The sequence below is a fragment of the Chitinilyticum piscinae genome (assembly GCF_015223195.1).
In the GTDB taxonomy this organism is placed as follows: domain Bacteria; phylum Pseudomonadota; class Gammaproteobacteria; order Burkholderiales; family Chitinibacteraceae; genus Chitinilyticum; species Chitinilyticum piscinae.
In genome coordinates this window covers 86,055-109,256 of sequence record NZ_JADFUA010000002.1, presented here as the reverse complement: position 1 = coordinate 109,256, position 23,202 = coordinate 86,055, and the positions used below count along the sequence as shown (strand labels likewise).

The 23,202-nt window shown below is 60.6% G+C and carries 21 protein-coding genes; 10 read left to right on the top strand and 11 right to left on the bottom strand.

The window, feature by feature from the left end:
• Positions 1-25 precede the first annotated feature (25 nt).
• From INR99_RS04375 to INR99_RS04360, 4 genes are all read left to right on the top strand, one after another.
• Entirely contained in the window at positions 26-268 is a 243-nt protein-coding gene (locus INR99_RS04375; RefSeq protein ID WP_194115091.1) for a hypothetical protein, read from the top strand.
• Positions 269-851: 583 nt separating this feature from the next.
• On the top strand, positions 852-1,403 hold the full coding sequence (locus tag INR99_RS04370; RefSeq protein ID WP_194115090.1) for a GbsR/MarR family transcriptional regulator: 552 nt from the start codon (positions 852-854) through the stop codon (positions 1,401-1,403).
• Between the two features lies 1 nt (position 1,404).
• A complete protein-coding gene (locus INR99_RS04365; RefSeq protein ID WP_194115089.1) occupies positions 1,405-2,724 on the top strand; it encodes a cytochrome ubiquinol oxidase subunit I in 1,320 nt (439 codons plus the stop codon).
• A gap of 1 nt (position 2,725) precedes the next feature.
• Positions 2,726-3,730 (top strand): cytochrome d ubiquinol oxidase subunit II, encoded by a 1,005-nt coding sequence (locus tag INR99_RS04360; RefSeq protein ID WP_194115088.1) that lies wholly within the window; start codon positions 2,726-2,728, stop codon positions 3,728-3,730.
• A 3-nt stretch (positions 3,731-3,733) separates the two neighbouring features.
• Here the strand turns inward: INR99_RS04360 and INR99_RS04355 are convergent, their stop codons facing one another.
• Positions 3,734-4,609 carry a LysR family transcriptional regulator gene (locus tag INR99_RS04355; protein ID WP_194115087.1) on the bottom strand — a complete coding sequence of 292 codons (876 nt, stop codon included), beginning with the start codon at positions 4,607-4,609 and terminating at the stop codon, positions 3,734-3,736.
• 113 nt (positions 4,610-4,722) lie between these two features.
• Between INR99_RS04355 and INR99_RS04350 the strand changes: the two genes are divergently transcribed.
• From INR99_RS04350 to INR99_RS04340, 3 genes are all read left to right on the top strand, one after another.
• Positions 4,723-7,530, top strand: coding sequence for a M16 family metallopeptidase (locus INR99_RS04350; protein ID WP_194115086.1), 2,808 nt, complete (start codon positions 4,723-4,725; stop codon positions 7,528-7,530).
• A 158-nt stretch (positions 7,531-7,688) separates the two neighbouring features.
• On the top strand, positions 7,689-8,534 hold the full coding sequence (locus INR99_RS04345) for a 23S rRNA (adenine(2030)-N(6))-methyltransferase RlmJ (RefSeq protein WP_194115085.1): 846 nt from the start codon (positions 7,689-7,691) through the stop codon (positions 8,532-8,534).
• A 246-nt stretch (positions 8,535-8,780) separates the two neighbouring features.
• Complete coding sequence (locus tag INR99_RS04340) at positions 8,781-8,996, top strand: hypothetical protein (RefSeq protein WP_194115084.1); 216 nt, start codon at positions 8,781-8,783, stop codon at positions 8,994-8,996.
• Between the two features lie 148 nt (positions 8,997-9,144).
• On the opposite strand, the gene INR99_RS04335 is transcribed toward INR99_RS04340, so the two are convergent.
• Positions 9,145-10,017, bottom strand: coding sequence for a polysaccharide deacetylase family protein (locus INR99_RS04335; RefSeq protein ID WP_194115083.1), 873 nt, complete (start codon positions 10,015-10,017; stop codon positions 9,145-9,147).
• A gap of 186 nt (positions 10,018-10,203) precedes the next feature.
• Here INR99_RS04335 and INR99_RS04330 point away from each other — a divergent pair, with 186 nt between their 5' ends.
• Both INR99_RS04330 and INR99_RS04325 read left to right on the top strand, forming a co-directional pair.
• Positions 10,204-11,100: a carbohydrate ABC transporter permease gene (locus INR99_RS04330; protein WP_194115082.1), complete on the top strand. Its 897-nt coding sequence runs from the start codon at positions 10,204-10,206 to the stop codon at positions 11,098-11,100.
• A complete protein-coding gene (locus INR99_RS04325; protein ID WP_194115081.1) occupies positions 11,097-11,948 on the top strand; it encodes a carbohydrate ABC transporter permease in 852 nt (283 codons plus the stop codon). The genes INR99_RS04330 and INR99_RS04325 overlap by 4 nt, the downstream gene beginning before the upstream one ends.
• Before the next feature lie 15 nt (positions 11,949-11,963).
• Here the strand turns inward: INR99_RS04325 and INR99_RS04320 are convergent, their stop codons facing one another.
• The 9 genes from INR99_RS04320 to INR99_RS04280 all read right to left on the bottom strand — a co-directional run bounded on the left by INR99_RS04320 (position 11,964) and on the right by INR99_RS04280 (position 19,535).
• A complete protein-coding gene (locus INR99_RS04320) occupies positions 11,964-12,410 on the bottom strand; it encodes a chemotaxis protein CheX (protein ID WP_194115080.1) in 447 nt (148 codons plus the stop codon).
• 4 nt (positions 12,411-12,414) lie between these two features.
• Positions 12,415-12,780 (bottom strand): response regulator transcription factor, encoded by a 366-nt coding sequence (locus tag INR99_RS04315; RefSeq protein ID WP_194115079.1) that lies wholly within the window; start codon positions 12,778-12,780, stop codon positions 12,415-12,417.
• Positions 12,777-14,876 (bottom strand): Cache 3/Cache 2 fusion domain-containing protein, encoded by a 2,100-nt coding sequence (locus tag INR99_RS04310; RefSeq protein ID WP_194115078.1) that lies wholly within the window; start codon positions 14,874-14,876, stop codon positions 12,777-12,779. The genes INR99_RS04315 and INR99_RS04310 overlap by 4 nt, the downstream gene beginning before the upstream one ends.
• A 578-nt stretch (positions 14,877-15,454) precedes the next feature.
• Positions 15,455-15,688 carry a hypothetical protein gene (locus INR99_RS04305; RefSeq protein WP_194115077.1) on the bottom strand — a complete coding sequence of 78 codons (234 nt, stop codon included), beginning with the start codon at positions 15,686-15,688 and terminating at the stop codon, positions 15,455-15,457.
• Between the two features lie 9 nt (positions 15,689-15,697).
• On the bottom strand, positions 15,698-16,498 hold the full coding sequence (motD, locus tag INR99_RS04300; protein ID WP_194115076.1) for a flagellar motor protein MotD: 801 nt from the start codon (positions 16,496-16,498) through the stop codon (positions 15,698-15,700).
• Between the two features lie 24 nt (positions 16,499-16,522).
• Positions 16,523-17,464 (bottom strand): S49 family peptidase, encoded by a 942-nt coding sequence (locus INR99_RS04295; protein WP_194115075.1) that lies wholly within the window; start codon positions 17,462-17,464, stop codon positions 16,523-16,525.
• Positions 17,461-17,814, bottom strand: coding sequence for a Rieske (2Fe-2S) protein (locus INR99_RS04290; protein WP_194115074.1), 354 nt, complete (start codon positions 17,812-17,814; stop codon positions 17,461-17,463). Before INR99_RS04290 ends, INR99_RS04295 begins: the two co-directional genes overlap by 4 nt.
• A complete protein-coding gene (locus INR99_RS04285; protein WP_194115073.1) occupies positions 17,807-18,463 on the bottom strand; it encodes an HAD-IA family hydrolase in 657 nt (218 codons plus the stop codon). The genes INR99_RS04290 and INR99_RS04285 overlap by 8 nt, the downstream gene beginning before the upstream one ends.
• A gap of 112 nt (positions 18,464-18,575) precedes the next feature.
• Entirely contained in the window at positions 18,576-19,535 is a 960-nt protein-coding gene (locus tag INR99_RS04280) for an RluA family pseudouridine synthase (protein WP_194115072.1), read from the bottom strand.
• Between the two features lie 616 nt (positions 19,536-20,151).
• Between INR99_RS04280 and INR99_RS04275 the strand changes: the two genes are divergently transcribed.
• Positions 20,152-23,142, top strand: coding sequence for an Rne/Rng family ribonuclease (locus INR99_RS04275; RefSeq protein WP_194115071.1), 2,991 nt, complete (start codon positions 20,152-20,154; stop codon positions 23,140-23,142).
• The last annotated feature ends 60 nt before the right edge of the window (positions 23,143-23,202 follow it).

Sequence of the window (23,202 nt, the reverse complement as noted above, 5' to 3'; positions counted from 1 at the left end):
ACCAGCAATAACACCAGAACTCAGCATGAAAATATCGGCCAAGAAAACCGATGCAGGACACCGCAACAAAGCCAAGTTATTTTTGTTTTTATTTCAACAACTTGACAACAACATCCCGCTTGCGCACAGGGCTTTTGCCCAAATATTCATATTGAATGCGAGATTATTACAGAGTCATATCGGCCTGCAATTCAAGACCAGCCGCCTGTCATTGCGCCTTCCTGACATAGCAAAGCGAGTAATCAGAGAACAAATATGCCCAACATAATGCTTACTCAAAATTTCTATATTTCGTATGGTTATATACATATACCAATCGAGATACCACTTTGTGCCAGCCTTAACAACCCAGGCGCGCCAGTACATTGCCATATGCTTATGTAATAATTACCCGAGCAGTTATTTAACTGAATTGTCACAATATGTATTCAGGAAACAACAAAACAGCTGTGTAAGGTTTTACCCCTACCTGGCCGCTAGCGCGAAGTGGCCAGTGGCCAGTGGCCAGTGGCCAGTGGCCAGCCACGGCAGAATAAAACTGCCAGCAGCTGGATTCACGGTACGAGATGCGCCGCGACCGACCGAAGAGGGAGTCTTCATTCCTTTGCAGGCATTGCTTCGTACAGGCGCCATGGCAACATCCACACTTACAGCGCCCCCACTTACCCCGCATACATATGTACCTATAGCCATGTAAACCAGGCAATTCAAAATATACAAGGCAATACATTCACACCTTCAAAGTTCAAGCCACTGGTGACGCTGCGAGCAAGCGAAAGAATTTGCGCGAGATCAAACTTCAGGTTTAGTATTTTCAAAAATTCTTGAAATTACAAAAACACTGGAAAGCCATGAATCTCACACCACTGAATGAACGCTTTGTGCTGCACTTTGGCGAGATGGGCAGCCGCTGGGGGGTCAACCGCACGGTGGGCCAGATTTACGCCCTGCTGTTCATCAGCCCGCAGCCGCTGAACGCCGACGACATCGTCGAGCAGCTGGGCATGTCGCGCTCCAACGTCAGCATCGGTCTGAAGGAATTGCAGAGCTGGCGGCTGGTGCGCCTGGTACACCTGCCGGGCGACCGCCGCGACTATTTCACGACGCCGGACGACGTGTGGGAAATCTTCCGCACGCTGGCCGAGGAAAAACGCAAGCGCGAGGTCGACCCGACGCTGTCGCTGCTGCGCGAAGCACTGCTGCAGGAGCCGCAGGACGCGGCCGAGGAACACGCGCAGCGCCGCATGCGCGAGATGCACGAGCTCATCGAGCTGCTGACGACCTGGTTTGGCGAGGTGCAGCGACTCGACCCGGCGATGCTGGAGCGCCTGCTGAAGCTGGGTACGCAGGTCACCCGTTTTGTCGATGCAGCCAGCCGGCTTGGCCGCAGCAAGGAGGACTGACATGGATTTCGATGTCCTGACGCTCTCGCGCATCCAGTTCGGTGCAAACATCACCTTCCACATCCTGTTTCCCACCATCAGCATCGCACTGGGCTGGGTGCTGCTGTGGTTCAAGACAGCCTACCGCCGCAGCGGCGATACAGGCTGGCTCGATGCCTATTATTTCTGGGTAAAAGTGTTTGCGCTGACTTTTGCCCTCGGCGTGGTCAGCGGCATCACCATGAGCTTCCAGTTCGGCACCAACTGGCCTGGCTTCATGCAGACGGTCGGCGACATTGCCGGCCCGCTGCTGGCGTATGAAGTACTCACCGCTTTTTTCCTGGAGGCAACCTTCCTCGGCATCATGCTGTTCGGCCGGCAGAAGGTCGGAGAGCGCATGCATACCTTCGCCACCTTCCTGGTCGCCGCCGGCACCACGGCATCCGCATTCTGGATCATCGTACTGAACTCCTGGATGCAGACGCCGGCCGGTTTCGAGATGATCCACGGCCGCGCGGTAGTGACCGACTGGCTGGCGGTGATCTTCAATCCGTCCATGCCCTATCGCTTGAGCCACATGCTGCTGGCCTCGGCGCTCACCGTAGCCTTTCTGGTTGCCGGCATCTCGGCCTGGCGCTGGGGCAAGGGTGACCAGTCCGCGGGGGTGAAGGCGGCACTGAAAACGGCGCTGATCATTGCCGCCGTGCTGGCGCCGCTGCAGGCTTTTCTCGGCGACCTGCACGGGTTGAATACGCTCAAACACCAGCCAGCCAAGATCGCTGCCATCGAAGGCGTCTGGCACACCGAGCGTGGCGCGCCGCTGCAGCTGTTTGCGCTGCCCAACGGCGAAACCCGCAGTAACGATTACAGCATCGCCATCCCGAAGCTGGCCAGCCTCATCCTCACGCACGAGCTGAATGGTGAAATCCGTGGCTTGAATGAATTTGGCAACGATCACCCGCCGGTCGCCAAGGTGTTCTGGAGCTTCCGGATCATGGTCGGTGTCGGGCTCGCAATGATGCTGGTCGGCATACTGGGCGCGTGGCAATTCTGCCGCCGTCGCGTGCTTCCCCCCCTGCTGGCTCGGGCACTGGTCTGGATGACCTTCAGCGGCTGGATCGCCACGGTGGCCGGCTGGTATGTCGCCGAAATCGGCCGCCAGCCCTGGCTGGTACAGGGTGTGCTGCGCACGGCCGACGCGGTGACGAAGGTGCCCGGCGGCATGGTCGCCAGCACACTGCTCATGTATCTGCTGCTCTACGCATTGCTGCTGGCAGCGTATGTGAGCGTCGTGTTCCACATGGCCGGCAAGGCCATTACTGCCAGCACACAGGGAGAGTGACATGGAATTCTGGTTACCCGTGATTTTTGCCGCGCTGATGGCGCTGGCGATGCTGGTGTATGTGATTCTGGACGGCTATGACCTTGGCGTCGGCCTCTTGCTGCCGCTGGGTGATGCGGCGGAAAAGGACACGATGATCGCCAGCATCGGCCCGTTCTGGGATGCCAACGAAACCTGGCTGGTGCTGGGTGTGGGCCTCCTGCTGGTCGCCTTTCCAACAGCGCACGGCATCATTCTGGGCGAGCTGTATCTGCCGGTGGCAATCATGCTGCTGGGGTTGATCCTGCGCGGCGTGGCCTTCGACTTCCGCGTGAAGGCGCGCGACGAACACCAGTCCGCATGGAACAAGGCCTTTGCCGCCGGATCGCTGCTGGCCGCGCTGGCACAGGGCGTGATGCTGGGCCGCTTTGTCACCGGTTTTGCACCCGGTGCGATGGCATGGGGTATGGCGCTAATTGCAGGATTGGCACTGGCTGGTGGCTATATACTCCTTGGGGCATGCTGGCTAATCCTGAAAACCGAAGGCCAGCTACAGCTGCGCGCCATCGCCTGGGCTCGCCGCAGCCTCTACGCAGCCGGCGCGGCGGTCATCCTGGTGTCCATCGCCACGCCGCTCGCAAGCGCACGCATCGCCGAGCGCTGGTTTGCGCTACCGACAGTCTTTCTGCTGGCGCTGGTGCCGCTCGCAACCGCGGCGCTGTTTGCCACACTGTGGCTGCTGCTGCCGCGACTGGCCAGACGTGAAGCCGCTGCACGCGAGCGCCTGAGCCACCTGCCGCTGCTGCTGGTCGTCGGCATCGTGCTGCTCGCCTTCTATGGCCTGAGCTACAGCGTCTTCCCCTATCTGGTGATCGACCGGCTCACGCTGTGGCAGGCCGCCGCAAGCACCGCGGCACTCAAGGTGATTTTCTACGGCGCAGTGCTGGTGCTGCCCGTGATTGCGACCTACACGATCTTTGCCTACCGCGTGTTCCGCGGCAAGGCCAGCGAGCTGCACTATGGTTAGCCATCAGGCGACCGCTTCAGACTCCAGCTCCAGCAAGCGCGCCAGCGCCGGATGCATGATTTTGCGGGCACTGAAAATGACGTGATAGTGCCCGATCACGCCGGGCAGGTGCCCCAATGACACCAGCCCGGCCGTGGTCGCCGGTTCGGCAGCGAGCACCGGGCTGGGGAAAAAGCCGGCTCCGCTCTGCGCGAATGCGCTCATCAGGGCACTGTCGGAAAACTCACCCACAATATCCGGAACGATGCGATTTTCTGCCATCCACACATCGATCTGCGCGCGCAGCGCCGCATTGCGGGTAGGCAGCAACAAGGGCGCACCCGACAGATTGTGCGGAAAGCCATCGCGGTATTGCGCGACCAGTTCAGCAGTGCCCAGCAGCATGATGGGCGCAAACACCAGTAGCTTGCTCTGCAATTTCAAGGCTTCGGTGGTGCTGCCCGCACGATCGCACAGCACCAGATCCAGCTGATGCAGCGCCAGCCGGGCGATCAGTTCATCCCTGTCCCCATCGACACACACCAGCCGGGTAGCCACCGACCCCAACGGAGCGAGCAGTTGCTGGGCGATCGTTTTCGGAATCGCATCCGACACCCCCACATTCAACCGCGAGCGGCTGGCCCCGCCCTGCTCCAGCGCATGCTGCAACTCCTCGCCCAGCTGGAAAATCCGCTCGGCATAATGCAGCGCGGTGCGTCCTGCCTCGGTCAGCTCCAGCTTGCGCCCAACCTGGGTAAACAGCACCTGCCCCACCTGTTGTTCCAGCGTACTGATCTGGCTGCTGATGGCCTGCGGTGTCATGCCCAGCTTGCGCGCGGCGGCACTGATGCCCCCTTCCATTGCGACCATCCAGAAATAATGCAGATGCCGGTAATTCATCGCCGACCATTCCAGAAAACTTTATAATCAATCACAGTAAGCTTTATGTTTGCTGCTGTAAAGCTCGGCTAGCATGACTCCTGTTACACATCCTTTGCATTGAGGAAACATACATGGCCGAATTGTTAGGCAAACACACTGCCGCATGGCGGCTTGGGAACGCATTTCACTGCGCGCTGCTGGCGCTCGGCCTGCTGCTGTCTAGCAGCAACGCCAGCGCTGCGGACACAGATCAGAGCCTGCGCGAAGGTACACTCGCCAATGGCCTGCATTACGTCATCAAGCGCGTTGAGGCCGACCCCGGCATTACCGAATTCCGCCTTCTCGTCAAAGCCGGTTCGCTCGACGAGCAACCAAACGAGCGCGGGCTGGCACATTTTCTCGAACACATGGCGTTTCGCAATAGCCGGCACTTCCCGGACGGCCTGGTGATCGACTACCTGAACAATCAGGGCATGCGCTGGGGTCAGGACAGCAATGCCTTCACCTCGCAGTTCGAAACGCTGTATCACTTCCGCGCCAGAACGGCTGATCTGGATCGCTCGCTGTTACTGCTGGCCGACTGGGCTGGGGGCATCGGCATTACCCAGGCTGGCGTCGATGCCGAGCGCAAGATCGTGATCGACGAGTGGCGCATGCGGCAGCAAGCCATGCATTACTGGGACACGTATCTCGACAGCCTGTTTGCCAGACGGGTCATGAGCGAACACAATCCCGCGGGACAGATCGGCATTCTGGAAACGGCCAAAGCCGAGGATATTCAGGGCTTTTACCAGCGCAACTACCTGGCCCCGCGCATGACGGTGATCGTCGTCGGTGATGTTGACCCGGAATTGGTCAGCCAGCAGATTAGCACGCAGTTTGCTGCCATCCCTGCCGGCCCGGCTGCAGCGCCCCGCCCCGCCTTGCGGGATCTTCAGGAACAGGCGCTATTTGCGAACTATCACGAGATCAGTCGCATGAATCTCCCTGTGGTCAGCTGGAGCTGGCTGGAGCGCTGGGATGGCGTCAGCACCGAACAGGGTCGATTGCGTGACATGCAACGCACCGCGGCTCTCGCCATCGTGCAGCGCCGACTGGAAGCGGCCAATACCGAGCTACGCAGCTATGAGCAGATATTCAGCGGCCAGGATACCGCAGCACGCCCCGTGCAACGCTGGACTCTGATGGCCACACCGAAATCACGGCAGGCCGAGAATACGCTGCAGGCTATCCTGACCGAAGCGGAGCGGGCACGCCGTTTCGGCTTTACCCAGTCCGAAGTCGACGAACAGCTGCGCATCATGACGGCCAATCAGCAGGCCTTCGCACGCAAACCGCAAGGTCGGGAAGAATGGGCCACCATCCTGGTCAACGAGGCGATGCTGGGCGCAATGCGCTGGACGCCGCAGCAGTGGCTGGCGCACTGGGAAGAAAACCAGCCCAAACTGACCCCGGCCAGCCTGCAGCAGGCGCTGGACGAGCTGATGACGACGCCCGGCCAGCTGGCTGAAGTGGACAGCAAGGGTACAGCCAACTTCGGCTACATCAACGACAACGATGTCCGGCGTATCAGCAAGGTAGTCAAAGAGGCCAAGCTTGAACCGCAGCAACTGGCCAGCACGAAAGCCATCCTGCTACCCACGCTGCCGGAGCCAGGCCACATCGTGGCCAGCACAGACGTCGCCAATGGCGGCATCTGGACACTGGACAACGGCGTGCAGGTGCTCTGGCAAAAGCCCGTCAAACCCGCTGAAGACATCGGGATCGCGCTGCGCGAACCCGGCAGCCTGCTGGCTTTGCCAGAGCGCCTGCGCGTGGCAGGAATGGCTCTGGGGCACTATTACTGGGAAAATTCGCCCGGAGCGATGCCGCTCAACCAGTTCCGCGACGCGATGACCGGCCACGATGTGCAACTGCAATACACGGTCTGGCCCGATAGCTCGGGCTTTTTCGGCCGCGCCAACCCAGCCGATCTGGAAACCGCGCTGCAGATGTTGTACCTGAACCTGCAACCACTGGCGCAGGACTGGGCGCCTTACGCAAAGCCAATTGCAGCACTAGGGCAATATAATTGCGGCAGTGCTGCACTAGGCTCAAGACTGGCATCACTGGCGCAACCAATCTGGCCGTGGCGTTGTCTGCGCGGCGAAGAAAACACCCTGTGGATGGGGGAGGTGCAGCAGGCTCAACAGGCATTGTTTGGCGATCCGTCGCGGCTACGGCTGGTGTTGACCGGCGTGGCAGATCCGCAAGCGACCCGGCCACTGGTCGAACGCTACCTGGGGGGGCTAAAGCTGCAGGCACACCGTCCGGTTCTACAGACCATTCAGCCGATGCCGCTGAATACCAACGCTGATGAGCGACTGCTGTTCTCACGTGGAACAGAAGCCAATGTGAACTGGCGCATCGTGACCCCGCAATCCGTCGATTCCAGCGACGCCTATTTGCTGGAGGCGCTCTCGGGCATCGTGCGCGAGCGGCTGCTCAAGGTACTGCGCTTTGAAAACGGGCAGAGCTACAGTGTGGACAGCAGCTACGATCTGGGGTCGGGTCAGGGCGCGGTGCTGATGTTCTCCTATAACGGTCCGCCAAACCAGTGCCCGAAAATGGCCCGGGAAACAGCACAAGCGCTGAACCAGCTGCGCAGCGAGGGCGTCACTGAAGCTGAAGTCGAAGCCAGCGTGCAGCTGAGCCGCAAACTGGTCGATGAGCGTGGCAACAGGCCATTGGAATACGCCCGCGCGCTGTCCTTTCACTGGTTATATGGCAAAAACAATCACAGTCTGCCCCCGCATCCCGAACGGATTCTGAACAAGCCGGCACTGGATCAGGCCGCAGCGCGCTGGTTGCAAACCGAGTCGGCGTTCATTGCACTGTATGGTTGCAATACGGACGTGCCCATCGACTTCGCCACGCTGTGGAGTGCTGGCGCGAGCTAGTATTCGCCACCGTATGACCTGCTGCACGGCGTCATTGCCGTGCAGCACTTGCTCCGGGATAGCCGCCATAGAAGTCAAACCTTGCCTCTGCCAAACATCAGCGCACCGTTGCGGCGCGGCTCCGTTAAAATAGCTGTTTTGCAAGCCCCGCTTCCGTCATGCTCAGCTACCGCCACGCCTTTCACGCCGGCAATCACGCCGATGTCCTCAAGCACTGCATTGAGCTGCTGCTGCTCGACTACCTGAACCAGAAGGACAAGCCCTGGTGGTATATCGACAGCCATGCTGGTGCCGGACTGTACGCGCTGACCGAAGGCTTCGCGGCAAAAAACGCCGAATTCAATACCGGCATCGGCAGGCTGTGGCAGGCCGAAAATCTATCCGAGCCGCTGCAGCGCTATGTCTCCGCCGTGCGCGCAATGAATCCGGGCAGCGAGCTGCGCCACTACCCGGGCTCACCGTGGTTTGCTCTGCAATGCGCACGCGAAGATGACCGGCTCAAGCTGTTCGAACTGCACCCGAGTGACCATGAGCTGCTCGCCGGCAATTTCGAGCATGTGGGACGCCGGGCGCAGATGGCCAAGGCTGACGGTTTCAACAGCCTGAAAAGCGTGCTGCCGCCGCAACCACGCCGTGCATTGACCCTGATCGATCCGCCGTACGAGGTCAAGGATGACTATCGGCGCGTTCCGGCGGCACTGGACGACGCCCTCAAGCGCTTTGCCACCGGCATCTACGCCGTGTGGTACCCCCTGCTGGGGCGCACAGAAACCCGCGAAATGCCGGAAAAGCTGAAAAAGCTGCCGGCCAACGGCTGGCTGCGCGCCGAGTTGCAGGTACGCACGCCGGCGCGGGACGGTTTCGGCATGCACGGCAGCGGCATGTTCATCCTGAACCCGCCCTGGACACTGGCCGGCACGCTGCAAAGCCTGCTGCCCGAGCTGGTCGAGTTGCTGGGCGAAGACGCCGGGGCCAGGTTCGTACTGGAACATCACAGTAACTGACCTGCATCGTGCGCTGATTTCTCGCAGCCGCTTAAGCCAGCGTCATGCCCCTGCAACAGCAACAGGGCATACTGACAGGATTACAGTTGCCGCTCCCGGAGATCGCTGCCATGCAATCCAGTTCCAGCTCAGTTGCCCCACAGGCAGCGGGAAAGATCATCCGGCTGACATTGGCCAATCCGGTGCGCAGAGATCTGGTGTCATGGCCTGCGCATCGACGGCATCGATCTGGGGCAACTGCGCTTTGTGCAGTCGCAGACGGTTGCCGAACTGCTTGGCCTGCCTGATCCAAGGCAGCTGCCCGAAGCCGAACTGCATGCGCGGATCACGCAACTGCTGCGACATATCGAGCTGGTGTTTTCTCCGGATCAGCTGCACATCGATACGGCCGGGCAGGTATGGCTCGCCAGGGCATTCGGCCGCTTTGCCGAGTCGCTGCGCTTTCAGTTGCTACTGAGCTGAACCTGATCGCAAGCATGGCGGAGCCTCCTCACCTCGCCCAAGCAAGACAGACTTTGCTGTGCCGCACATCAACAATAACTTGGGTATACCAAGAAAAAGCCTTAAATTAAAATAACCCAGCAATATACCCGCAGTGGTATCAGCAACACTAACGGCCGGACTGCCCGGCTGCACGGTAAGCCGGGACACCCAGCAGCTCGTCCACCGTCACCAGCTCATAACCGCCAGCGCGCAGCCAGGGAATCAGCGCATCCACGGCTTCGACGGTCTTGCCGCGCTTGCCGCCGCCGTCGTGCATCAGCACGATGGCTTCCTCGTGCACATAATCCTGCAGGCCACGCTCGATAGCGTGCGCGCCGAACAGCATGCGGTTGCGATTCCAGTCCTGCGTGTCGAGTGACCAGAGAATCACTTTCATGCCGCGAGCCTGCAGGCGGGTAATCTGCGCATCACTGATACGACCGTAGGGCGGACGCATCAGCAACGGCTCGATACCCAGCATGCGCTGGTACACCACCTGGGTGCGGGCCAGTTCCTCGTCCCACCAGTAACTCTCGGCGGTATCGACCATGTCCGGATGACTCCAGGTATGGTTGCCCAGCGTGTGGCCCGCCCGCAAGGCACGCTGCGCGATCTCCTTGCGTCCGTCCAGGTTCTGTCCCAGCCAGAAAAAGGTCGCCCGGGCGTGGTGCTTGTCCAGCACGTCGAGCAGGCTACTGGTGTATTCACTGGGGCCATCATCGAAAGTCAGTGCAATCAGGCGCCGATGCGTCGGGCCTTCCAGCCAGACCTGCCCGGGAAAGTGCGCACCCTGCTGCTCCATGCGTGCCTGCTCGACCTGATCCCAATTCGGCAGATAGGGAGTGTAGACCCGTGGTGCGCCCTTGGCGGTAGTGGCGACCACGCCGCTGGCAGTCGGTGGCTGGCGTGGCCACCATTCCCAGCTGATCCAGGCCAGAAGCAGCAGCAGCAGCCCGCCAAGCAGCAGTGCTCGTCCCGGGGTTCGGTTCTTCGCAGGCATTGTCTTTCTCCAGCAACAGGCCACCGGCGCACGCGGCTGGTACCCTGCTACCAGCATCGCCCAGGACTGAAGACGACGTTTGTCCTCACTTGCGCTTTGCAACCGAGTGCAGATTCGCAAGCAATGACAAACGCAGCGCAAACGCAGCTTCCAGAATGAAACATCACTCGCCACGGAGATTGCATCATGGCTCGCCCCGGCGTTCATGCCAGCACGGCCTGGCTATTCATGCTGCCCTTCCTGTTGCTGTTTGCCCTGTTTACGCTGTGGCCGCTGCTCTTTAACGGCTGGCTGGCGTTTCACGACTACTTTATCGCCAGCGGCGCGACGGCATGGAATGGGCTGGCCAACTTCGTGTTTCTGGCTGAAGACGAGCAGTATTTTCATCCTGCCCTGCTGCACACGCTGGTCTTTCTGCTGGTCGTGCCCGTGTTGCAGCTGGTTGCACTCGGAATGGCACTGCTGCTGCGAGTCAACCGCCCCGGCATCGGCATGTTCCGAGCGCTGTTCTATTCACCGGTGATTCTGTCTGTCACCATCGGTGCGGTAGTCTGGCAGCAGCTATTGCAGCCGGACGGACTGGTCAACTGGCTGCTTGCCAGCCTGGCCGGATTGCCGCAACACACGCTACCCGACTGGCTGAACGATCCGCGCTATGCGCTGGCTGCGACGCTGGTGTTCTACTGCTGGAAATACGCCGGGTATTACATGGTGCTGTATCTGGCCGGCCTCCAGAATGTGCCTCGCGCACAGCTGGAAGCCGCCATGCTCGATGGCGCCGGTGCCTGGGCTCGCTTGCGTCACATCACCCTGCCCGCTCTGCAGCCGGTGATCCTGCTGGCGACGCTGCTGGCGACCATTGCGGCGCTGAAGGCGTTTCAGGAAATCGTCGTGCTGACTGGCGGCGGTGCCGGCACCAGTACACTGCTGGTGTATGCGTATTACGTCGGTTTTTACGGACAGAATTTCGGTGCCGCCGGTGCCGTTGCCTTTTTGCTGACGCTATTCTGCCTGCTGCTGGCACGCGTACAGCTACGCTGGCTGGGTGAGAACGGCCTGCTACGCCACGGCGGTGTGCGATGAAACGCCGGGACTGGCTTCCCGCTCTCGGGCAGTACGCTGCCCTGCTGCCGTTTGTACTGGTCGCAGCCTTCCCCTTGCTGTGGACCTTCTCGGTAGCGATCTCCGAAGATCCGTCGCACATGTGGCATTTTCCGCAATCCCTCTGGCCACATGAGCCGGGACTGATGTGGTTCAGCCGCGTCCAAGCAGAAATCCCGATTGGCCGCTATTTGTTCAATTCATTGGGTATATCGCTGGGAATCACAATTTTCAGCACCTTGCTGGCCATACCCTGTGGGTATGCACTGTCACAAATTCCGTTTCGCGGCAGCAATGCGCTCTTCATGCTGCTCTTGCTGACGCTGATGCTGCCCAGCGAGCTGGCCATCATTCCGAACTTCCTGACCTTCTCCCGCCTGGGGCTGGTCGACAGTTATGTCGCTGTGGTGCTGCCAGGACTCGCCAGCGCGTTTGGCGCATTCCTGATGCGCCAGGCCTTTCAGGATCTGCCGCAGGATATTCTCGATGCTGCGCGCGTTGACGGTGCCAGCGAATGGCAACTGCTCTGGCGGGTCGCGCTGCCCCAGTGCCGGGCCATGGTCAGCGCACTGGCCATCTTTTCCTTCGTGCAGAGCTGGAATGACTACCTGTGGCCGGCAGTGATCCTGAAAGACCGGCTGAAAGTACCGTTGTCGGTCGGCATCTTCAACGACTTGACCGGCCCTTTCTCGACCTCAACCAGCATGGTCATGGCCGCCATTATCGTCGCGGCGCTGCCGGTACTGATCGCGTTTGCCTGCACTCAGCGCTATTTTCTGGGTGGTGACGAAAGCGCCGCCGCGCAGCGCTCCGCCATCGGCGACAACTAGACGCTCCGGGCTGTTTTACTGCAGGCTCACTACCAATACAGCCTCGTGCTTGTGCCAGCGCAGCGGCAGGATATAGGCCTTGACCGTGCGCGGCATCTGGATGCTGTCGGGGCAACCGGCAACCACCACCGGCACGGAAATCAGGAAATCACCGCCAAAATGCTTGCGGGCATTGCCGGAAATGGTATTGGCGATTTCACCGGCCATATCCGACAGATTGTCGTCACTGACATCCATTTCGCCCCCCTGCAGCAGCAGGTTGCGCAGCATGTCCTTGGGCGCGGTAAAGTAGACACAGCCCTTGCGCACGCCGGAAATGCCAATCACCCCGGTCAGATCATGCACGGGCAAGGCAGCCGGCTCACCCAGATACGGCGTGCCGATCTCCGGTTCGCGCCCGGTCTGCCGCGAAAAATACTGGCTGACGATGTCGATAAAGACATGCAGTTCGTGTTCGTCCATGATGTCACCCCCGCAGCAGCTCATCGATTGAATCAGTCAGCTCATCCTCGGTGAAGGGCTTGCACAGAAAGCCCTGCGCACCCTCCATCAGTGCCTGAATGGCCGTACTCTTGTCGGCCAGCGCCGACACCACCAGGATCCGCACCTTGTCATTGAGCCGACGCAGTGCGCGGATGCATTCCAGGCCATCCATCATCGGCATGGTCAGATCCATGGTCACCACATCGGGGCGGGTCGACATGAACAGGCTGACCGCTTCCTCGCCATTGCAGGCAGTCGCCACCACTTCCAGATCATGCCGGGACAAGGTGCGGCTGATCTTGCTGCGGATGATGTTCGAATCATCCACGATCATCAGCTTGGTACTCATTTGCTGGCCTCCATGCGTGAAAGATCGGTGTGTTCCGCCGGGCTGGCCACCAGCTGCAGCGGCAGCCTCACGCGAAAATGACAGTACTCGCCGGCCGTCGTGCCGACGCGGATACGACCGCCCAGCCGGACAATCATGTCCTTGACGGCATCGAGACCGACGCCGCGGCCGGCATCCTCATCGGCTTTCTTGCGAGTGGAAAAGCCGGATTCAAAAATCAGCATGGTCAGCTGGCGGGAATCGAGTGCGGCAGCCTCTTCGGCAGCAAGTCGCCCGGCGCGGATGGCCGCCTGGCGCAGCTCATCCAGCAGGATGCCACGTCCGTCATCACGAAAACTCAGCTCGACCGTGCCATCACCAAGATCGGACAGATAGACCGACAGATGTGCCGTCTCATCCTTGCCGCGCACACGTCGCTCGGCCGGCATCTCCACGCCATGCACCAGCGCGTTGCGGATAAACTGGTTCACCATGCTGTTCACCGCCTCGCGCAGTGGGGCTGCCAGCGCATCCGGGCTCATGCCGCGATAACTCAGATCTGCAAATTTGTGCTGCTTCTGCGCGAGTTGCTGGGTGAATGCCCGCCATTGCCGTACCAGCGGATGCAGCCCCGAGCGGGGATCGCCCTCGTGACGGGACGGTTCTACCGCCACCGCCGCCCCATACTGACTGAGCTGGGCGCAAATCTCGCGAATGCTGCCCAGATCGACGAAGAGCTGCTTCATCCGGACGGTCACCGGCAGCAGGGATTCGCCCTTGCGTTCAGGCTGCTCCTGCAGGCACTGAAAGGCTGACTCGATCTCGTGAATGTCCTTCACCACCTCGTCCAGCTGCAGGGATGCAGCATCCCCCTTGAGGCGGTGCAGACCTTTGAGCATGTCGACAATCTGCTGATTGCTCAGCCCCACCCGGGCCTGCGTGGTACGCATCGATTCGTTCATGCCCTCCAGTTGCTGCAGGGCGCGGTTGATGAAGTCCTGCAGCAAGGATGCATCCGCCTGCAAAATCTTGATCAGCATCGCCATCTGCCCCTGCACGCGCCGTTCGCTATCCTGCAGTGCGCGCTCCAGCCGCACCTGGCGGGTAATGTCCTTGGCGGTCACCAGCAGATGGGTCACTTCGCTGCCTTTGACGACCCGGTTGAAACGCACATTCAGATAGCGGACCTCCATTTCGCCATTCGGCCGCATGGTGCTAATCTCGATGCAATCAAGCGGATTGAGGCTGGTGACCAGCTTTTCCTTCACATCGTGGCGCAGCAGCAGCTCAATGTAATCCTTGGCGGTCGCAAAGGTTTTCGGCGAAACAAAAGGCTTGAGCAAATCGAGAAAGTAGGCGCCTGGCTGCACGGCAAACCCCAGAATTTCCGACAATGCCTGCGTGGTCTGCCGCCCCACCCGCAGTTCGCCATCCAGCAGGAACAGGCCTTCCTGCATGGTGCGCATGATGTCTTCAATTTCACGGCTATTCTGCTCGACCCGCATTGCGAAGCCGAAACCCAGCACCAGCAGGAGTACACAAGTGCCACCGACCCCCAGCACCATCCAGTCCATCTGCCTGGACAGTGCCACCATCGGGTCTGCTGACTGGTAATCCACGCCGATATACACCGAACCTTTGACGCCATTGGCAAACTGTACCGGCAGATAGGTAGCCATGTGCGGCCTGCCGAAGAGCTCGATCGGGCCAACATAAGTCTTGCCGGCTTTCAGCGCCTGAGCAGCCGGAGATTCCGGCTTGAGAATGGTGCCCACCGCCCGCGTACCATCTTCCTTGAGCAGCGTCGTCGACATCCGGGTGTATTCACCGTTCTTGAACAGGAACAGCGTGGCCGTTCCCTTGCCTTCGTTACTGTAACCATCCAGCAAGCCGTTCTGCTGGGACAGATTGGCTTCGGTCCATTGCTCAGGGCTTGAAAAAGCATTTTTGAGCGAATAGGCCAGTGCATAAGTCTGATTTTTCAGTGCTTGCTCGGTCAGTTGCGGAATCAGTGCGAGTTTGACGAACAAGACAATCGTGGTCACAACCAGTACCGCGACCACACAGGAGGCCAGCAGCAAACGGGTTGCTGTGGAATGCAAGCTGAAGCGTTTCATCGCGATCTCCAGAACAGATTCAGGCAGCGCTACCGGCCAAAATACCGAAGCCATACTCCTGCCTTAATCGCATAAGAGATCACTAATGAACAACTGACAAGCTAGTTTGCACAACCACTCGTCTGGCTGACAGCAATGCGCAAGCAAATCGCGTCCGAGCCCATATAAACAGGAGCCACCTCATGGATCTGCGTCGGGCAGCCAGCTAGCGTGAAAGCGACCAGCGGTCGTCAGTCACCACGCAAGGACACGAAAGTACACGGTGCTCGTGCAAAAGCAGCTCGACTATTAAAGGCCGAGTCCAGAAGTAACTGGCTGCCAAATCATTCTCGCCAGGATTGATCCGCAAATCTGCACCAACCCGGCCGAATGTTCCTGCAGGCAAAAGACACTCGTATGGCCTGTTTTTGCCCGGTAACCACCCGATAGTCTGCCAGGCGGCATCAGCGATCCCTTCGGACCGGAGTGATCACAGATTGCGATGAATGCCGCCACCAATTTCAGGCACAGATAGACCGCCAAGCCGCCGCCAAACGAGGCGGCCCTGCGCACCTGCATTCGGCGGCAGAGGAGGCGGCTCAGTGTCGGCCGGAAGCACTGTCGTCGGGCGGGGGCTGAATACGCCGATACAGGTAGCCACGCACCAGCGTGTTATAGACCAACAGGTAGGGCAGGAAACTGAACACGAAGCCTCCTAGCCCGAGCCAGAATACGGGCCGCCAGATCAGGCAGCCCCATGCCACCAGCAAGGGAAGGTGCATCGTGCAGCGGCAAAGGCGTTCGATCCGCTGGTAGCCGGCGGCGGTCATCATCGCGGCGAGCTACTGACCGGCCGGTTTGGCGGAGTCATCCACTGGCAACACAGCGACCTCATCCTTGTTATCCGCCAGGATATTGAGCGTTACCCTTCGGTTTCGCGCACGGCTCTCAGGGCTGTCATTCGAATCCATCGGCCGGTATTCGCCGTAGCCGATCGCGACCATGCGTTGCGGCGCGACCCCTGCAGCGGCAAACACCCGTACCACGCTGGCCGCCCGCGCGCCCGAGAGCTCCCAGTTCGACGGGAACTGCGGGGAATTGATCGGAGCATTGTCGGTATGCCCCTCGATCTGGATCAGATTGTCGGTATCCTTCACCAGCAGCGCCAGTTTGGTCAGCGCATCAATTGATGGCGCCTGCAACTCGGCGCGGCCAGTATCAAACAGGATCGAATCACTGATTTCTACGGCAATGCCGCGCTTGGACTGGGTGACCTTTACCTTGCCTTGGTCAATCAGCGTATCCAGCGAGGATTTCACCTTGCTGGCCATCTCCTGCATCTTGCGCGCCTGCTCGGCCGTCGCCTGATTTGGCACGGGTGGCGCTGGTAATGCCACTGCCTTCGGAGGGGCCCCCATCACGGTCTGATTGCCCAGCTGGATGACCTTGGTCGAAGTGGGTGGCTGCTTGAACGCGGTAACCAGCGAATCGGACAGCACGCGATATTTGCCCTCGTTCACCGAGGAAATGGCATACATCACCACAAAAAAGGCAAACAGCAGGGTAATGAAGTCGGCATAAGACACCAGCCAGCGCTCGTGGTTGTCATGATCATCATGACGCAGATGCTTGCGACGGGACATGCTCGCCTCCCCTGCTGTACCGGATCAACGCAATTGCGGTTGCAGATGGGTAGAAAGCTGGGTAGCCGCACTGACCCCGATCTGGCGGGCCAGCCGGTCTGCCAGACTGTCCTGTGGAGTGAAATCCACCAGTTTCTCCACCTTGATCACATCACGAGCCACGCTATCAACCGAACCCAGCTCGTCCACCAGCCCGAGCTGCTTGCCCGTCGCACCACTCCAGACCATCCCGGAGAAGAGATCCGGATTGCCATCCTGCAGGCGTTTGCCACGCCCCTGCTTCACAGCCGTGATGAATTGCTGGTGGATTTCATCCAGCATCACCTGCGCCTTGGCCTTCTGTCCTTCGTCCAGCGGTGAAAACGGGTCCAGAAACCCCTTGTTGCTGCCAGCTGTCAGCAGGCGGCGCTGCACCCCCAGCTTGTCCATGGCCCCCGTAAAACCGAAACCGTCCATGAGCACGCCGATCGAACCGACGATCGAAGCCTTGTCCGCATAAATCTTGTCGGCAGCCGCCGCAATGTAATAGCAGCCCGAAGCGCAGACATCCTCGACCACTACATAGAGGGGCACCTTGGGATGCGCCTTGCGCAGCCGCTGGATCTCGTCATAGACAATTCCGGACTGCACGGGACTGCCACCGGGGCTATTGGCCTGCAGAATCACCGCGCGGGTATTCTTGTCATCAAAGGCTGCTTTCAGTCCGTCAACCAGCATGCTGCTGTCGGTACCTTCCCGCCCCGGGGCAATCACGCCCTGCAGCCGGACCAGGGCAGTATGCGGCTCGGTGCTGATGACTTCGCTTTGGCTGGCATGGATCAGGCCGAACACCATCAGGATAAAACCGGTGGCATAGGCAAAGGTTAGCAGCTTGAAGAAAATCCCCCAGCGCCGCGCACGACGCTGCTCTTTCAGCGATGCCGTCAGCAGATCCTGCAGCGCATCGCGTTCCCAAGATTCACTCATTGATAATGTCCTTCCTGCAGCCAGAGCTGCCCATCATGTTCGACTACCGGCAAGGCCACCAGCCTGCGCCCCGGACAGGGGCCGCCAAGGCATTCGCCAGTCTGCGGTCGATAGTAAGCGCCATGGGTGGAACACACAAGGTATTCACGGCTGATGTCCAGCACATCCCCGGGGTTGAAATCCAGCTCGATGGGAATATGTGCGCATTCGTTCAGGTAAGCATAGACCCTGCCACCAAAGCGCAGCGCAAAGGCATTGCGTGTCAGCCCATGCGTATCGGTTACGGTAAAGCGTAGCGCCAGCCCGCGCTCGGCCAGCTGCGCGGTCTCGCCCAGACAGCGTTCAGCCATGCGCCAGGATCCACTCGGTCAGCGCCGGAAAATCATCGAAAATGCCCAATGGCTGCAGTGCCGCCAGCGCATCCGTATCGTGTGCACCGTAGGTGAGCGCCGCGCTGTGAGTGCCGGCATTGATCGCCAGTTGCAGGTCGTGAGTGGTGTCACCGATCATCAGCGTGCGCTCCGGCTCGACACCGGCAAAGTCGATCAGGTACTCCAGCATCGCCGGATGCGGTTTGGAAAACGCTTCGTCCGCCGTGCGCGTCGCCAGAAAATGCGCCCCGAGACCAGTGGCCTCCAGCACGCGATCCAGACCGGCACGGGATTTACCGGTGGCGACGCAGAGTGTGAATCCCGCCTCGGCAAATTGCACCAGTGCCTCGCGCACACCGTCGAACAGCACCAGTTGCTGGTCTCGGGCGAGGTAATAATGCCGGTAGGCATCAACCACCTTCCGGATCTGGCCGTCATCCGCCCGAGGGGCCAGATGCTGCATTGCCTCCGTCAGGCCGTAGCCGATAACGTAACGCGCTTCGCGCTCGGTGGGCACCGGCAAGCCAATATCCTCGAAGGCCTGGCGGATGGCGTAGGTAATCGTTGCGGTGGAGTCCATCAGGGTGCCATCCCAGTCGAACACCAGCAGGTCAAAGCGTTTGCTCATTGAAGCGAATCCGTTTGCTTTGCCGCAAGGGCAAGGTTCAAGCAGGCATACATCAGACCCCATATGCCTGTACTTGTTTGATTGAAATGATTGCAGGGCAATACCCGTGTATTTACCGCACCAAGGGCTCACCCAGCGCAGCGACATACGCCTGCAATTCATCAGGCAGCGGTGCCTCAATGGCCAGCGGCACATCGGTGAGCGGATGCTTGAATGCCAGCTTCCAGGCATGCAGGAACATGCGCTTCAGACCATCACGCTGCAGCGCCTTGTTCAGCGCAAAGTCGCCGTACTTCTCGTCTCCCAGAATAGGGTGACCACTGGAGGCCAGATGCACGCGGATCTGGTGCGTGCGGCCGGTTTTCAGCTCGCACTCCAGCAAGGAGCAATCCTGCCACTGCTTCAGGCGATTGACTACCGTGTGCGCATCGGTGCCGTCTGCGGTCACTCGCACGCGCCGCTCGCCATCCGGGGTCGTGTACTTGAAGAGCTTGAGGCGCACATGGCTGCGCGGCTCGGGCCACACATCCTGCACCAGCGCCAGATAGCGCTTGTCCAGCCGGTGGTGATCACGGAACATCTCGTGCAGCTTGACCAGCGCGCTGCGCTTTTTAGCCACCAGCAGAATGCCCGAGGTTTCGCGATCCAGCCGGTGCACCAGCTCCAGATATCTGGCCTGCGGACGCTGCGCTCGCAAGAGCTCGATCACACCAAAAGACACCCCGGAGCCACCATGCACGGCGATCCCTGCCGGCTTGTTGACGATCAGCAGCGCATCATCTTCGAACAGCACCTCCAGCTCGATGCGCTGGCTTGCCGCCTGCGCCGGAGCCTGCGACGGCACAGCGGCCACCCGCACCGGCGGCACACGAACCACGTCCCCGGCTTCCAGGCGGCGGGTAACATCGGCCCTGCCCTTGTTTACCCGCACCTCCCCGGCCCGCACGATGCGGTATACGTGGCTTTTGGGCACCCCTTTGAGGCGCTTGAGCAGGAAATTGTCCAGGCGCTGCCCGGCGTCTTCCTCTCCGACTGTCACCCATTCCACGGATGCTTTGCTTGTTTGCGACATCTTGACATATACTCGCTGTTGCACTGCAGCCAGATGCTGCAGTCAATGAATGCCGGCCTGCATCGATTTACGCAGGCTCGCGCGGACCACATGCTGCATGCCAAACGGGCACACCGCAGCGGTTCGCCGTGACAGGCCTGACCGGCCTGTCCCATTTTCCCGCTCTTTGTCTGCCAGGCCGTTCAGGTGATGAACAACCCGCCGTGACCATCGGGTCACTGTCCGCTCGTTTTGCGGATGCAGCGCGCGGGACTCACCCCACAGACCTGATCGACACAGACGCCGGGAAGCGGTTAATGACGCTCACCGCAGCGCAAGGCGCGAAAGCAGCGATGGTAATTGATTTACTTTGTTAGCGCACTTCCCGGATTTCCGCGCCAGCCCCGCCCGACAAGCCTTGCGGGGGTGGTTAGTACACCGCAAACCTCATCATCTGACACAAGGACACTGGAGCCGTAACGTATTTCGCTAAGCCGGACTGACATCGCCTGAATTGATCCACCGCCGCGCCCTGCGTGGTGCGCGGTCGTGCCCAGCCCCGATCACCGGAACTGGCGGAAGCCCCAGTGGTTTGCCGCGGAGACCCTGCAATGCGTTCGCAGGAGCCCCTTTAAACATGAAACGCATGTTGTTCAATGCAACGCAGGCCGAAGAGCTGCGCGTTGCCATCGTTGACGGCCAGAAACTTATCGACCTCGACATCGAGACTGTCGGCAAGGAACAGCGCAAGTCCAACATCTACAAGGGTGTCATCACCCGCATCGAACCCTCGCTGGAAGCCTGTTTTGTCGATTACGGCTGTGATCGCCATGGCTTCCTGCCGTTCAAGGAAATCTCCCGCGCCTACCTGGGCGACGGCGAAGGCGGCGGCCGCGGCCGCGTGCTCGACTCGCTGAAGGAAGGCCAGGAATTGATCGTCCAGGTCGAAAAGGACGAGCGCGGCAACAAGGGCGCGGCACTAACCACCTACATCAGCCTTGCCGGACGCTATCTGGTGCTGATGCCGAACAACCCGCGCGGCGGCGGCGTCTCCCGTCGCATCGAAGGCGAAGAGCGCAACGAGTTGCGCGCTGCCATGGATCAGCTGGACACTCCGTCCGGCATGAGCCTGATCGCCCGCACCGCAGCCATCGGCCGCGCCGTTGAAGAGCTGCAATGGGACTTCCAGTACCTGCTGCAACTGTGGCGCGCCATTGAAGGTGCCGCCACTTCGCAGACCGGTGCATTCCTGATCTACCAGGAATCCAGCCTGGTCATTCGCGCCATCCGCGATTATTTCCAGCCGGAAATCGGCGAAATCCTGATCGACAAGTCCGACATTTTCGAACAGGCCCGCCAGTTCATGAGCCACGTCATGCCGGGCAACGTGAACCGCGTCAAGCTGTATCAGGATGACGTTCCGCTGTTCTCGCGCTTCCAGATCGAACACCAGATCGAAACCGCCTTTGCCCGCGAAGTCTCCCTGCCGTCAGGCGGCGCCATCGTGATCGACAAGACCGAAGCGCTCTACTCGATCGACGTGAACTCGGCGCGCGCCACCAAGGGCAGCGACATCGAGGAAACCGCGCTGCGCACCAACCTCGAAGCAGCCGACGAAATCGCCCGCCAGATGCGCCTGCGCGACGTCGGCGGCCTGATCGTCATCGACTTCATCGACATGGAGAATCCCAAGAGCCAGCGCGATGTCGAGAACCGCCTGCGTGAAGCGCTGCACCATGACCGCGCCCGCGTACAGACCGGCAAGATCAGCCGCTTCGGCCTGATGGAGCTTTCCCGCCAGCGCCTGCAGCCCTCGCTGGAAGAAACCACCCACATCGCCTGCCCGCGCTGCCACGGGACCGGCTTCATTCGCGGCACCGAATCGTCCGCCCTGCACATCCTGCGCATCATTCAGGAAGATGCCATGAAGGACAATACCGGCGCCATTCACGCGCAAGTGCCGGTCGACGTTGCCACCTTCCTGCTGAACGAAAAGCGCCACGAACTGTTCGCGCTCGAAGCACGGCTCAAGGTCAGCATCGTGCTGATCCCGAACATGCACATGGAAACGCCGGATTACAGCGTCTCCCGCCTGCGCCATGACGAACTGAACCAGTTCGACGACGGCCGCCCGTCCTACCGCATGGTCGAAACCCCGCCGGAACAGGGCTACCAGCCGCTGAAGGCCAAGGAAGAACAGGCCAAACGCCAGGAAGCCGCCGTCAAAGGCATCACTCCGGCACAACCGGCCCCGGTCTCCGCCGAACCACGCCCGGCGAAAAAGCCGGCAGCCGCACAGGAACAATCCGGCACATCGCTGTGGAGCCGTATTGTCAGCTGGTTCAAGGGCGAGCCTGCTGTCGAAGAAACCAAACCGGCTGCGCGCAACAGTGGCCGCCGCAACGACAGCCGCCGTCGTGGCGAGCGCAATGGTGAGCGCAACGAGCGCAATGAGCGTGGCGAGCGCAACGAGCAGCGCGCCGAACGCGGCAATCGCGGCAACGACGAGAATCGCCGCAGCGGCAAGCCGCGCATCGAAGAAGACCAGAAACCGGCACGCGAAGGCCGTGGCGAGCGTAACCGCGAACGCAACAATGGCAATGACAGCCGTGAAACGGCTGCGCTGGCCAGCACGGCAACCGCACCAGCAGAAGCCCCAGCCAAGCAGGAAGGGCGTCGCGAGCGCCAGCCGCGCAGTGAACGCCAGCCGCGTGGCGAGCGCAACACGGCTCCGAAGCAGGAAGAACTGCTGGAAACCAGCAGCACAGCCACCGGCAACGACAATACCAGCGAACAGATCGATGCGAATAGCGCCGCTCCTGCTGGTGAAGCCAGCGAAGGCCGCAGCCGCCGCCGTCGCGGCCGTCGTGGCGGTGAGCGCCGTGGCGAACGCAATGCAGCAGCGGAAGTCACCACTGAAGCAGCAGATGCCGTTACATCCGAAGAAGCCAGCACCATTCCGGTAACAGCCATCAGCGATGCAGCGCAGGCCAACGCGGCTCCAGTCATCGCAGTGGTTAGCGAGGTAGCAAGCGCACCTGCAGCAGAAGCAGCTGATACTTCGGCGGCAACTGCCGATCAACCCGCCACCGCCAGCGAAACAGCCCCTGATGCAACAGCAGAAGCCGCGCCCGCAGTGGCGACTGAAGCCAGCACACCGATCCCGCAAACTGAATCCGTTCCGGCGCAAGCCAGCCTGGTATTCAATGCGGAAGCGCCGGCCGCCGCAGCAGCCCCTGCAGAAAAGGCTGCAGCAGCACCCGGCGCCGAGGCAACCATCGACAGCGAACCGCAGGTCGATGCCGCCGAGCTGGCAGCACAAGCAGGCCTGGTTCTTGTCAGCACCAGCGCCGCTAGCAGCGATCACGCCAGCGAAGCGGCCGCACCGACTCGCCGCCGCCGCAGCGACATCCGCAAGGAAGGTCAGGCGGCAGCGGCAAGCGAGCAAGTCGAGCTGCAACTGGTTCAGACCAGCGCCAGCAACCCGGCCGCGGAAGAAATCATCGTCGAGGCGCCCAAGCGCCGCCGCCGAAGCGACCAGCGCAGTCAGCCTCAAGCTGCGCCGAGTGCTGCCCCCGAAACACTGGCCCAGGTCAGCACGGGCGGCAACAGCGAATCCGGGCAGTAAGCCCCCCCCCCAGAGAACTCCGCCCCAGGGCGGAGTTCTTTTTATTTGCTCCGGACTGGT

Bases quoted from the DNA above. Each gene is read 5' to 3' on its own strand.
- INR99_RS04275 (WP_194115071.1), top strand. From the start codon at position 20,152: ATGAAACGCATGTTGTTCAATGCAACGCAGGCCGAAGAGCTGCGCGTT.
- INR99_RS04325 (WP_194115081.1), top strand. From the start codon at position 11,097: ATGAAACGCCGGGACTGGCTTCCCGCTCTCGGGCAGTACGCTGCCCTG.
- INR99_RS04350 (WP_194115086.1), top strand. From the start codon at position 4,723: ATGGCCGAATTGTTAGGCAAACACACTGCCGCATGGCGGCTTGGGAAC.
- INR99_RS04330 (WP_194115082.1), top strand. From the start codon at position 10,204: ATGGCTCGCCCCGGCGTTCATGCCAGCACGGCCTGGCTATTCATGCTG.
- INR99_RS04290 (WP_194115074.1), bottom strand. From the start codon at position 17,814: ATGGCTGAACGCTGTCTGGGCGAGACCGCGCAGCTGGCCGAGCGCGGG.
- INR99_RS04295 (WP_194115075.1), bottom strand. From the start codon at position 17,464: ATGAGTGAATCTTGGGAACGCGATGCGCTGCAGGATCTGCTGACGGCA.
- INR99_RS04310 (WP_194115078.1), bottom strand. From the start codon at position 14,876: ATGAAACGCTTCAGCTTGCATTCCACAGCAACCCGTTTGCTGCTGGCC.
- INR99_RS04305 (WP_194115077.1), bottom strand. From the start codon at position 15,688: ATGATGACCGCCGCCGGCTACCAGCGGATCGAACGCCTTTGCCGCTGC.
- INR99_RS04370 (WP_194115090.1), top strand. From the start codon at position 852: ATGAATCTCACACCACTGAATGAACGCTTTGTGCTGCACTTTGGCGAG.
- INR99_RS04360 (WP_194115088.1), top strand. From the start codon at position 2,726: ATGGAATTCTGGTTACCCGTGATTTTTGCCGCGCTGATGGCGCTGGCG.
- INR99_RS04355 (WP_194115087.1), bottom strand. From the start codon at position 4,609: ATGAATTACCGGCATCTGCATTATTTCTGGATGGTCGCAATGGAAGGG.
- INR99_RS04320 (WP_194115080.1), bottom strand. From the start codon at position 12,410: ATGGACGAACACGAACTGCATGTCTTTATCGACATCGTCAGCCAGTAT.
- INR99_RS04335 (WP_194115083.1), bottom strand. From the start codon at position 10,017: ATGCCTGCGAAGAACCGAACCCCGGGACGAGCACTGCTGCTTGGCGGG.
- INR99_RS04285 (WP_194115073.1), bottom strand. From the start codon at position 18,463: ATGAGCAAACGCTTTGACCTGCTGGTGTTCGACTGGGATGGCACCCTG.
- motD (WP_194115076.1), bottom strand. From the start codon at position 16,498: ATGTCCCGTCGCAAGCATCTGCGTCATGATGATCATGACAACCACGAG.
- INR99_RS04375 (WP_194115091.1), top strand. From the start codon at position 26: ATGAAAATATCGGCCAAGAAAACCGATGCAGGACACCGCAACAAAGCC.
- INR99_RS04345 (WP_194115085.1), top strand. From the start codon at position 7,689: ATGCTCAGCTACCGCCACGCCTTTCACGCCGGCAATCACGCCGATGTC.
- INR99_RS04315 (WP_194115079.1), bottom strand. From the start codon at position 12,780: ATGAGTACCAAGCTGATGATCGTGGATGATTCGAACATCATCCGCAGC.
- INR99_RS04365 (WP_194115089.1), top strand. From the start codon at position 1,405: ATGGATTTCGATGTCCTGACGCTCTCGCGCATCCAGTTCGGTGCAAAC.
- INR99_RS04280 (WP_194115072.1), bottom strand. From the start codon at position 19,535: ATGTCGCAAACAAGCAAAGCATCCGTGGAATGGGTGACAGTCGGAGAG.